Below are 10,871 nucleotides of genomic sequence, written 5' to 3' on the forward strand. Positions count from 1 at the left end.
GCCCGCAATGCAGCAATACACGGCACCTTCTGCGGTGGCCGTGTATGACCCGACCTTACCACGAACAGGCAGTTCGCCTATCGGGCTCGTAAATATTCGGGAACATCGAGGGTGCAGCCGTAGACGTCGCCGACGGCAGGGGCGGCCGACGTCGTCACCTCGGTAGTCATCTCCACGGTGGTGGACGCCGACTCCGGTGGGATGTACACCTCGCGCCTGCCGGTTTCGGAGCCGTCGCGCGAGCGAGCGCGGACGATGCAGACAGCGGGCTGCTCGGGATCCTGCCGGGTGACGCTGAACCTGATCGACATCGTGTCCTCGTCGACGATGTCGAACGAGAGCTGACTGCCCTCGATCGGTTTGACCGAGAACTTGCTGTACGCGTAGTAGGCCACGCCCAGTCCGACCAGCAGGACCAGTGCCACCAGTGCGATCTTCGTCGCACGTTTGGGGGCCTGTCGAATACCGCTCGGGCCTGAACCCGACGGGTATCTACCTGCGGGAAGTGCGTTGGTCATGGCCGCTCTCGGGATCGATTCGGGGGTGCCGCTGGGGGCCTGTCGGCGTCAGATGGAACTATAGGGGCAGGCAAGAATCAGGCGAATCCGAGGTGAGGAAGAACGTGTCCGGACTGCGGCTCATGGCAGTGCATGCCCATCCCGACGACGAATCCAGCAAAGGCGCTGCGACAACGGCTCGCTACGCGGCCGAAGGACACGATGTTCTGGTCGTCACCCTGACCGGTGGCGAGCGGGGAGACATCCTCAATCCGGCGATGGACATTCCGGGCGTGCACGAGCGCATCCACGAGGTTCGGCGTGAGGAGATGGCCGAGGCCGCCCGAGTGCTGGGCGTGCAGCAGACGTGGCTCGGGTTCGAGGACTCCGGGTTGCCCGAGGGCGATCCGCTCCCGCCGCTTCCCGACGGCTGTTTCGCGTTGGTCCCGTTGGAGGTCTCGACCGAGGCGCTCGTGAAGGTGGTTCGCGAGTTCAAGCCGCACGTCATCACCACGTACGACGAACGCGGCGGGTACCCGCACCCGGACCACATCCGGTGCCACGAGGTCTCGATGGCGGCATGGGAGGCAGCGGGCGATCCCGAACGCTTCCCCGACGCCGGTGAGCCGTGGACTCCGCTCAAGCTGTACTACTCGCACGGGTTCATTCGTAAGCGCATGCAGCTCTTCCACGACTGGTTCATCGACCGCGGCGAGGAGAGCCCGTTCGTCGACTGGCTGAAGCGGTGGGACGGCCAGCGCGACGAGATCATCGGCCGCATCACCACTCAGGTCACCGTCGGTGACTGGTTCGAGCAGCGCGACGACGCCCTACGCGCACACGCGACGCAGATCGATCCCAACGGCTCGTTCTTCGCCGTGCCGTTGGACGTGCAGCGCAAGCTGTGGCCCACCGAAGAGTTCGAGCTGGCCCGCACTCGGGTCACGACGTCGCTGCCCGAGACGGACCTGTTCGCCGGAATAGAAGAGACCGACAAATGATCGTTTCGATCCTCGCCCAGCAGCCGACCGGTCCCGAATTCGGTAAGTCCTCGCCCATCGGTCTGGTGATCCTGGTCGCGCTGTTGGTCGGAACGGCACTGCTGATCTGGTCCATGAACAAGAAGATCAAGCGTCTGCCCGCCACGTTCGAGCAGGAGGATCCGACGTTGGATCAGGCTCTCGACGAGGGCACCGATCGCGGCGGGTTGGCAGATCCGTTTCCACCGGAACAGAACCGAACCAAACCCGCCGTCTCCGACGAGCCCTGATGCTCGACGCCAATGCCCTGGGTGAGTCCACCAGCCCGTATCTGAAGCAGCATGCGGACAACCCGGTGCACTGGCAGCAGTGGGGACCGCAGGCACTGCAGTCCGCCCGCGATCGCGATGTTCCGATCCTGCTGTCGATCGGATACTCGGCGTGCCACTGGTGCCATGTCATGGCACACGAGTCGTTCGAGGACGAGGCGACCGCGTCGCTGATGAACGAGCATTTCGTGTGCATCAAGGTCGATCGCGAGGAACGACCCGACCTGGACGCGGTGTACATGAACGCCACCGTCGCGATGACCGGCCAGGGCGGGTGGCCGATGACGTGCTTCCTGACCCCCGACACCGAACCCTTCTACTGCGGTACCTACTTCCCGCCGGCTCCGCGTCAGGGAATGCCGTCGTTCCAGCAGTTGCTCACCGCGATCGCCGACACCTGGTCGACGCGGCGACAGGAGGTGTTCGACGCCTCCGCCGACATCGTCACCGAACTTCGCAAACACAGCGCAGGCGTGCCCGCAGGCGGTCGCCCTATCGACGCCGATGCATTGGCGGCCTCGGTCTCCGCGATCTGCGCCGACGAGGACACCCTCTACGGCGGCTTCGGCCGAGCACCGAAGTTCCCGCCCGGCGCGTTGCTCGAAGGTCTGCTCCGGCACTACGAGCGCACCGGCGACACCGAGGTTCTCGGCGTCGTGCGCCGTACCGCGTCGGCCATGGCGCGCGGGGGTATCTACGACCAACTGGGCGGCGGATTCGCGCGCTACTCCGTCGATGCCGAGTGGATCGTCCCGCACTTCGAGAAGATGCTCTACGACAACGCTCTGCTGCTGCGGTTCTACGCGCACGCAGCGCGAGTCGACGACGATGCGCTCGCCCGGCGGGTGGCGTCGGACACCGCGGAGTTCATGCTGCGTGAATTACGCACGGCCAACGGCTGTTTCGCGTCGGCACTCGATGCCGACACCGAGGGCATCGAGGGGCTGACGTATGCGTGGACTCCGGAGCAACTGACCGAGACACTCGGCTTCGAGGACGGTGTGTGGGCAGCAGGGCTGTTCGCGGTGAACTCGGCAGGCACGTTCGAGGCCGGCATGTCGGTCTTGCAGCTGCCCGCCGAACCCGAGGACTACGACCGGTTCGCCCGAGTGCGCAGCACGTTGTTCGCCGCTCGCGCGACTCGGCCGCAACCGGGCCGCGACGACAAGGTCGTCACCGCGTGGAACGGGTTGGCGATCACGGCGTTGGTCGAGGCCGGGACCGGGTTGGGGCAACCGCGATGGGTCGACGCGGCAGTCGAGTGCGGCGAGCAACTGTTCGCCGGCCACGTCGAGTCGGGCCGAGTCCGCCGCGCCTCACTCGGCAGTGCAGTCGGTGAGGCCACCGGTGTGCTCGAGGACTACGCGGCTCTCGCGGTCGCGGCGGCAGCGTTGTTCCAGGCCACCGGAGACACGGTGTGGACCGAGCGTATGACGTCGATCGTCGATGCCGCGATCGACCACTTCGCCGACCCGGACGACGTCGGCGCGTGGTTCGACACCGCCGACGATGCCGAGACTCTCGTGACCCGGCCCCGTGACCCGATCGACGGGGCCACCCCGTCGGGCGCGTCGACGATGGCCGAGGCGCTGCTCACCGCAGCGGCGTTGGTCGATCACACCTCCTCGGCGCGGTACGGAGAACTGGCGGCTGCGTCGCTGGCACGATCGGCCTCGATTCTCGAACGAGCACCCAGGTCCGGTGGCCACTGGTTGGCGGTCGCGGAAGCGTCCGTTCGCGGTCCCATTCAGGTCGCGGTGTCGACGGCACCCGGCGGTGACCTGCTCTCGGCCGTCCGGGCTCTGGCCCCTGGCGGTTCCGTGGTGGTCGCAGGCCTGACGGATTCGTCGGTGCTGCTGAGCGACCGTCCACCGGTCGACGGCCTCGAAACGGCGTACGTGTGTCGTGGCTTCGTGTGCGACCGTCCTGTGACCTCTGCCGAAGAATTGCCGTTCGCACTGCGGAGTTGACCACGCTCGTCGATGCTTCGACGGAGCAACAGTACTGTTGCCGGGAGTTTCCTCGGCCTGGGGCGGTCGAGCGTCTACCAATGGATCGACGGTGTCATGAGCGAAGGTGTCATGAATGAGGGTGTGGTGCGTGCGGACACCGTGCACGAGGCGGTGACCGACGACCAGCGCGCTGCTGTCGCCCAGTTCGTGGCCGCGGTTCCGATGGCGGCCATGGTGCACTCGATGCACTACGAGGTGGTCGGTGCCAACACCCTGTGCGAGGGCGTGCTCGGGTGCGCCGTGGACGACATGATCGGTCGCCCCGTTGCAGATTTCGTGCCGCTCGGGGATCGCGCGTCGGCGACGCGTATTGCGGTCCAGCTCGAGCACCGCTACCCCGAGGCAGGCCCCACCGACCACGGTCGACCGATCGGAGCTCTGCGTCGAGTGCGGCGCGTCGACGGGGAGGTCGTCTCCTGCTGGATGCACGTCGGAATCTCGACGATCGCCGGGCGACGGTTCATCGTCGCACTGCTGGACCTGGTCAATCCCGTCGTCGACGACACCGTTCACTGGCGCGATCGCGCCGAGCGCGACGAGCTGACCGGATTGCTGCGACGAGGTCCTCTGCTCGCCTACGTCGACGAATGGATCGCCGAGGATCTGCCGGTTGCCCTGGCCTTCGTCGACGTCGATCGGTTGAAATCCATCAACGACGCGCACGGTCATCCGGCAGGTGACGCCGTGCTCGAGGCAGCGGGCCGTCGACTGCACCAGTGGTCGCCGCGCGGGAGCGTCGTCGGCCGATATGCGGGAGACGAATTCGTGTTCGCGGTGACGTTCGACGGGTCGGCGGGCCTCGACACCGCCGAAGTCACCGAATCGGTGCGGTCGGCGATCTGCGGCGAGCCGGTGCCGTTCGGATCGAATCTGCTCGGGGTATCGGTGAGCGTGGGTGTTGCAGTACGTGAGCCGGGGGAGTCGAGAGACCGGCTGATTCAGCGCGCCGACGCACTGATGTACCGAGACAAGGCATCCCGAACCACCTGAGGTCGATCAGAACAGTACGAGCCAGACGGCAACGAGGTGGCAGGTTGCCGCCAATACCGTTGCCGCGTGGAAGAACTCGTGATGGCCGAAGGTCGTCGGCCATGGATTCGGCCACTTGGTGGCGTACAGCACGGCTCCGATGCTGTAGAAGACTCCGCCCACGAGCAGCAAGACGAACGGCGCGTAGCCGACGTGGTCGATCAGCGTGGGTGCGACCGGGACGATCGCCCAGCCGAGGAGCAGGTACAGCGGTACCCCGACCCAGCGGGGAGCGGTGGGCCACAACATCTTCAGGGCCACCCCGGCGAGGGCCCCGGCCCATACGACGACGAGCAACGTGCGTCCGGTGGATCCGGGTAAACCGAGCACGGCGAACGGGGTGTAGCTACCCGCGATGAACAGGAAGATCATCGAATGGTCGGCGCGCTTCATCCAGATCTGCGACGCCGTGGTCTTCCAGTGCACGCGATGGTAGGTGGCGCTGACCCCGAACACGCCGCATACGGTGATGGAATACACGCTCACGGCCACACCCGCACTGACCGAGACCATGCTGAACGCGAGCGTGACGAGAGTGATCGCGCACACCACCGCCACGCCGAACGCGTACAGGTGAATCCAGCCGCGCATGCGAGGTTTGACGGGTATCTCGTCGAGTCCGAACATCGTCATGTCGATTGCCTCCCGTGCCGCCGCCTTGAACCTACGCAACCGTAGGTTCTGACGCTACTGTACCGGCGACCGCCTCGCAGACGTCGGCGTAAGGTGATCCTTCGTGGTGATGAGAGCAGCGGTGACGGGGCAGTGGTGACGAAGCAGTGGTGATCATTCCGCAGAAGGTCCGCGGCGTTCTCTACAACGTGTACGAGCGGCGTCTGCTGAGCCAGCTGGAAGGCGTGCAGCACCCGCGGCACGTTGCGGTGATGTGCGACGGCAATCGCCGCTGGGCTCGCGAGAACGGGTTCACCGACGTCGCGCACGGGCACCGCATGGGCGCACTGAAGATCGCCGAGATGCTCGGCTGGTGTGACGCAGCCGGAATCGAGATGGCGACCATCTACCTGCTCTCCACCGAGAATCTCCGCCGCGACGCCGACGAATTGGATTCGTTGCTCGACATCATCACCGACGTCGTCGAGGAGATCTGCGGACCCGAGATGAACTGGGGCGTCAAACTCGTCGGCACCCTCGATCTGCTGCCCGCGTCGACCGCGCGTCGACTCAAGGAAGCGGCTGCGCTCACCGAGGGACGGTCGGGCACACACGTCAACGTCGCCGTCGGATACGGCGGTCGGCAGGAAATCGCCGACGCCGTGCAGTCCCTGGTGACCGAGAAGATCGCCGAGGGCGTCAGCGGCGACGAGCTGGTGGCGTCGATCAACGTCGACGAGATCGGTAGCCACCTCTACACCTCCGGCCAACCCGATCCGGACCTCGTCATCCGCACCTCGGGCGAACAGCGACTCTCCGGCTTCCTGCTGTGGCAGAGCGCCTACTCGGAAATCTGGTTCACCGAGGCCTACTGGCCCGAATTCCGACGCGTCGACTTCCTGCGGGCGCTGCGTGACTTCGCGGCCAGACACCGTCGCTTCGGTATCTGAGCTCTACAACTTACGAAGCCGCAGCCGGTTGATCGCGTGGTCGTTGTCCTTGCGCAGCACCATCGTCGCTCGCGGTCGCGTCGGCAGGATGTTCTCCACCAGATTCGGCAGGTTGATCGAATGCCACAGATCCTCGGCCGCGATCTGCGCGTGGTCGTCGGACAGGCCCGCATAGTGGTGGAAGTGCGAGGACGGGTCGGTGAACGACGTCTTGCGCAATGCCAGAAAGCGTCTGACGTACCAGCTCTCGATGTCCTCTATTCGCGCGTCGACGTAGATCGAGAAGTCGAACAGATCGGAGACCATCAACCGTGGCCCGGTCTGTAATACGTTGAGCCCCTCCACGATCAGGATGTCGGGCTGCCGGACCATGTGGTACTGGCCCTTGACGATGTCGTACGAGACGTGCGAATAGACCGGTGCGCCCACCTCTTCGGTCCCGGACTTGACCTCGGTGACGAATCTGAGCAACTTGCGCCGGTCGTAGCTCTCGGGAAAACCCTTGCGGTGCAATATGCCTCGACGCATGAGCTCGGCCGTCGGGTACAGGAATCCGTCGGTGGTGACCAGATCGACCCGCGGATGGTGGTCCCACCTGGCCAGGAGTGCCTGCAGCACACGGGCCGTCGTCGACTTTCCGACGGCGACGCTCCCTGCGACACCGATGACGAACGGGACCTGACGGTCGGGGTGCTTCTCACCGAGGAACGTCGCGGTCGCGGCGAACAGCCGTTGCCTGGCCGCGACCTGGAGGTGAATCAGTCGCGCCAGCGGTAGGTAGACCTCGGCCACCTCGTCGAGATCGATCTGTTCACCCAGACCACGCAGACCGACGAGTTCTTCCTCGGTCAGCACCAACGGCGTGGATTGACGCAGCGTGCGCCACTGCACACGGTCGAACTCGACATACGGACTGGACTCGCTCACGCACGACTCCGACCAAAATCGTTCCGCAGGCTCCACTCTTGCCACATCGGAGCTGCAGAGGGTTCGGCTGAGCTCCTGTCGAGCGCGAGTCGCATGGTTCCAGATTGTGCTCGGTGCCGGTGGATCGCGCACGGGCGGGGTCGTTCGCCGTACTAGGGTTCGGATATGGATGCTGCTTCCCTCGTTCGTGAATACCTGTTGCTGGGCCTGAGTTTCGACCGGCTCGAAGACGGATTCGTCGACGCGTACACCGGCGATCCCGAGTTGCGTCGTATCACCGAGAACGCCCCGGCCCCCGAGCCGCGTGAGCTGATCCGTCGAGCACAGACACTGCGCGCCGAGCTCGGCAACGTCGATCTGACACCCGAGCGCACGACGTTCCTCGACGTCCACCTGCGCGCACTCGAATGTTCGGCGCGCAAGTTCGCAGGCGAGGACATCGGCTTCGTCGACGAGGTCCACGCCTACTTCGACGTCCGAATCTCCGCCGGCGACCAGGACCAGTACCTGCAGGCACACCGCAAGATGGACGAGGTTCTCGCCGGTCCCGGGTCGCTCGGCGAACGGTTGATCGCGCATCGCCGTGCCGACGTCATTCCGGCCGACCGACTGCAGGACTGCGTCGAGGCGTTCTCGTCCGCGCTGCGCGACCGCGTCCGCGCCGAATACACGCTGCCCGACACCGAGAAGGTCACCTACGAGGTCGTCGGAGACAAGCCGTGGTCCGGGTTCAACTACTACCTCGGCAATTTCCAGTCCACCGTCGCCATCAACTCCGACATCGAACAGCAGATGGCCAACCTGCCGCACCTGATCGCGCACGAGTCCTACCCGGGCCACCACACCGAACACTGCCGCAAGGAGACCGGACTGCTCGGTGCAGGCCAACTCGAGCAGACACTGTTCGTGGTGAACACCCCGCAGTGCCTGATGGCCGAGGGCCTGGCCGATCACGCGCTCGGTGCCGTCGTCGGCGAAGGCTGGGGCCTGTGGGCACAGGAGATCTACGCCGATCTGGGGCTGCGATTCGACGGCGAGAAGGCCGAGCGTCTCGCGGCCGCGTCGAGCCAGCTGTTGGGGGTGCGGCAGGACGCCGCGTTGCTGCTGCACGATCAGCACAAGAGCGAGGACGACGTGGCCGCCTACCTGGAGCGATGGTCGTTGGCATCGCCGCAGCGCGCCCGGCACAGCCTGCGCTTTCTGTCCTCCCCGCTGTGGCGGGCGTACATCAGCACCTACGTCGAGGGTTACAAGCTGCTCGCCGGCTGGCTGGACCGAGGTGAGACGGCCAGTGAGCGCGCGCAACTGTTCGGCAGGCTGCTCGACGAGCCACTGACACCCGGTGCACTGCGCGTCTCGTAAACTGGCCTGGCCCCCTTTATTCTGCTGTCCCTTGGAGACTCCTGTTATGACTGACGTCAACAACCTGTCACTGGCCGAACTCGATCCCGAGGTCGCCGAAGCGATGGCCGGTGAGCTGGGGCGTCAGCGCGACACGCTGGAGATGATCGCCTCGGAGAACTTCGTTCCCCGCGCGGTGCTGCAGGCCCAGGGCAGCGTCCTGACCAACAAGTACGCCGAGGGCTACCCCGGCCGCCGCTACTACGGCGGCTGCGAGCACGTCGACATCGTCGAGGATCTCGCGCGCAACCGCGCCAAGGAACTCTTCGGTGCCGAGTTCGCGAACGTGCAGCCGCACGCCGGAGCGCAGGCCAACGCCGCGGTCCTGATGGCACTGATCAACCCGGGCGACAAGATCATGGGCCTCGACCTCGCCCACGGCGGCCACCTCACGCACGGCATGAAGCTGAACTTCTCGGGCAAGCTCTACGAGGTCGAGTCCTACGGGGTGTCGAAGGAAGACCACCGGATCGACATGGACGAGGTGCGCAAGCAGGCCATCGCCGCCAAGCCTCAGGTGCTCATCGCCGGTTGGTCGGCCTACCCACGTCACCAGGACTTCGCCGCGTTCCGCTCCATCGCCGACGAAGTGGGCGCACTGCTCTGGGTCGACATGGCGCACTTCGCCGGACTCGTCGCCGCAGGCGTGCACCCCTCACCCGTGCCGTACGCAGACGTCGTCTCCTCCACCGTGCACAAGACCCTCGGCGGACCCCGCTCCGGCATCATCCTGGCCAAGAAGGAATGGGCCAAGAAGCTCAACTCCGCTGTGTTCCCCGGCCAGCAGGGCGGCCCGCTGATGCATGCCATCGCCGCCAAGGCAGTTGCGTTCAAGATCGCTGCGACGCCCGAGTTCAAGGAACGCCAGGAGCGCACCCTCCTCGGTGCATCACTGCTCGCCGAGCGTCTCACCGGTGCCGACGTCGCAGACAAGGGTGTATCGGTCCTCACCGGCGGCACCGACGTGCACCTCGCTCTGGTGGACCTGCGCAACTCGGAGATGGACGGCCAGCAGGCCGAGGATCTCCTGCACGAGGTCGGCATCACCGTCAACCGCAACGCAGTGCCCTTCGACCCGCGCCCGCCGATGGTCACCTCCGGCCTGCGCATCGGCACCGGCGCACTGGCAACCCGCGGATTCGGCGAAGCCGAGTTCACCGAGGTCGCCGACATCATCGCCACCGCCCTGGCCACCGGTGAAGCCAGCGATTCCCTCAAGGACCGCGTCGTGAAACTGGCACAGAGCAAGCCGCTGTACGAGGGCCTCGAAGACTGGGGATTGCTCGGCTGACGCTGGGCTCTTCTGCAGATTCGCCCACTCGGTCCGCGTGCACCCTCGTTCGCGCGCACCCTTGTTCGCGTGAATGGACCATTGCACCGCCCAGACGTCTGCAGTGGTCCATCCACGCCGCACGCCGATCTGCGTGAATGGACCGTTGCACCGGCCAGACGTGTGCAGTGGTCCATTCACCCAACCTCGGTGGATCAATGTGGCTTTCAGTCGATCCGAGTGCAATGCACCGCTCCCCGGAAGTTGGACTGAGTAATTCAGTTCCGACTACCGGGGAGTTTTGTATGCGTGCACGAAGTTCACTTACCGAGGATCAGCGGGTCGCGGCGGTAGCGTTGTTCGAGGATGGTGTCGGTGCCGTCTCGGCTGCTAAGAAGGTCGGTGGCGGGGCAGGCCCAGTGATCTTGCTCTACGACCGGTGGCGGGTTCGAGGGAGGAATGCGTTGGTGGAGAAACCGGATCGACAACACTTCTCGTTCGAGTTCAAACTTGCTGTGGTGCAACGTGTTCTGGCTGGGGAGAGCAAGATCGAGCTGGCACGTGAGTACGGACTGTCGTCGGCGAGAATCATCGATCCGTGGGTGCGGGGATATCGCCGCGACGGCGACGAGGCGCTACGACCGAAGCGGGCGGGACGTCGACCGGCGTCGTCGAGTTCTGATCCCGGCGAGCTCGACCGGTTGCGTGAGGAGAACGAGCGGCTGCGGACGCAGGTGGCGTACTTGGGAAAATTGCGGGCCTTGAGGGAACAGGGACGACGGTGAAGGTTCTCGCTGTCATCGCCCTCAAGGCGCAGTACCGTCTCGATGTGCTGCTCGACGTCGCCGGCTTGGCCCGCTCGAC

The 10,871-nt window shown here is 65.5% G+C and carries 11 protein-coding genes; 8 read left to right on the plus strand and 3 right to left on the minus strand.

The window, feature by feature from the left end:
* Nucleotides 1–77: 77 nt before the first annotated feature.
* Complete coding sequence (locus R4P47_RS09650) at nt 78–518, minus strand: DUF4307 domain-containing protein (protein WP_068052817.1); 441 nt, start codon at nt 516–518, stop codon at nt 78–80.
* A 104-nt stretch (nt 519–622) separates the two neighbouring features.
* Here R4P47_RS09650 and mca point away from each other — a divergent pair, with 104 nt between their 5' ends.
* The 4 genes from mca (at nt 623) to R4P47_RS09670 (ending at nt 4,808) form a co-directional block, all read left to right on the plus strand.
* Complete coding sequence (gene mca / locus R4P47_RS09655; RefSeq protein ID WP_176460389.1) at nt 623–1,498, plus strand: mycothiol conjugate amidase Mca; 876 nt, start codon at nt 623–625, stop codon at nt 1,496–1,498.
* Nucleotides 1,495–1,767: a hypothetical protein gene (locus R4P47_RS09660; protein ID WP_269596709.1), complete on the plus strand. Its 273-nt coding sequence runs from the start codon at nt 1,495–1,497 to the stop codon at nt 1,765–1,767. The genes mca and R4P47_RS09660 overlap by 4 nt, the downstream gene beginning before the upstream one ends.
* Nucleotides 1,767–3,776: a thioredoxin domain-containing protein gene (locus tag R4P47_RS09665; RefSeq protein WP_317784650.1), complete on the plus strand. Its 2,010-nt coding sequence runs from the start codon at nt 1,767–1,769 to the stop codon at nt 3,774–3,776. The genes R4P47_RS09660 and R4P47_RS09665 overlap by 1 nt, the downstream gene beginning before the upstream one ends.
* Nucleotides 3,777–3,887: 111 nt before the next feature.
* Nucleotides 3,888–4,808 (plus strand): GGDEF domain-containing protein, encoded by a 921-nt coding sequence (locus R4P47_RS09670; RefSeq protein ID WP_317784651.1) that lies wholly within the window; start codon nt 3,888–3,890, stop codon nt 4,806–4,808.
* 6 nt (nt 4,809–4,814) lie between these two features.
* Here R4P47_RS09670 and trhA read toward each other — a convergent pair whose 3' ends face one another.
* Entirely contained in the window at nt 4,815–5,480 is a 666-nt protein-coding gene (trhA, locus tag R4P47_RS09675; RefSeq protein WP_068052828.1) for a PAQR family membrane homeostasis protein TrhA, read from the minus strand.
* Between the two features lie 146 nt (nt 5,481–5,626).
* Between trhA and R4P47_RS09680 the strand changes: the two genes are divergently transcribed.
* A complete protein-coding gene (locus tag R4P47_RS09680; RefSeq protein WP_037191390.1) occupies nt 5,627–6,409 on the plus strand; it encodes an isoprenyl transferase in 783 nt (260 codons plus the stop codon).
* A 3-nt stretch (nt 6,410–6,412) separates the two neighbouring features.
* Here the strand turns inward: R4P47_RS09680 and coaA are convergent, their stop codons facing one another.
* Nucleotides 6,413–7,336 carry a type I pantothenate kinase gene (gene coaA, locus R4P47_RS09685; protein ID WP_317784652.1) on the minus strand — a complete coding sequence of 308 codons (924 nt, stop codon included), beginning with the start codon at nt 7,334–7,336 and terminating at the stop codon, nt 6,413–6,415.
* A gap of 165 nt (nt 7,337–7,501) precedes the next feature.
* Here coaA and R4P47_RS09690 point away from each other — a divergent pair, with 165 nt between their 5' ends.
* From R4P47_RS09690 to R4P47_RS09700, 3 genes are all read left to right on the plus strand, one after another.
* Nucleotides 7,502–8,698, plus strand: coding sequence for a DUF885 domain-containing protein (locus R4P47_RS09690; RefSeq protein WP_317784653.1), 1,197 nt, complete (start codon nt 7,502–7,504; stop codon nt 8,696–8,698).
* A 46-nt stretch (nt 8,699–8,744) separates the two neighbouring features.
* On the plus strand, nt 8,745–10,028 hold the full coding sequence (glyA, locus tag R4P47_RS09695) for a serine hydroxymethyltransferase (RefSeq protein WP_037191396.1): 1,284 nt from the start codon (nt 8,745–8,747) through the stop codon (nt 10,026–10,028).
* A 284-nt stretch (nt 10,029–10,312) separates the two neighbouring features.
* Nucleotides 10,313–10,792, plus strand: a complete 480-nt coding sequence (locus tag R4P47_RS09700) for a transposase (RefSeq protein WP_317784654.1) — start codon at nt 10,313–10,315, stop codon at nt 10,790–10,792.
* Nucleotides 10,793–10,871 lie beyond the last annotated feature (79 nt).

The sequence above is a fragment of the Rhodococcus sp. IEGM 1370 genome, from assembly GCF_033142325.1.
Taxonomy (GTDB): Bacteria; Actinomycetota; Actinomycetes; order Mycobacteriales; family Mycobacteriaceae; genus Rhodococcoides.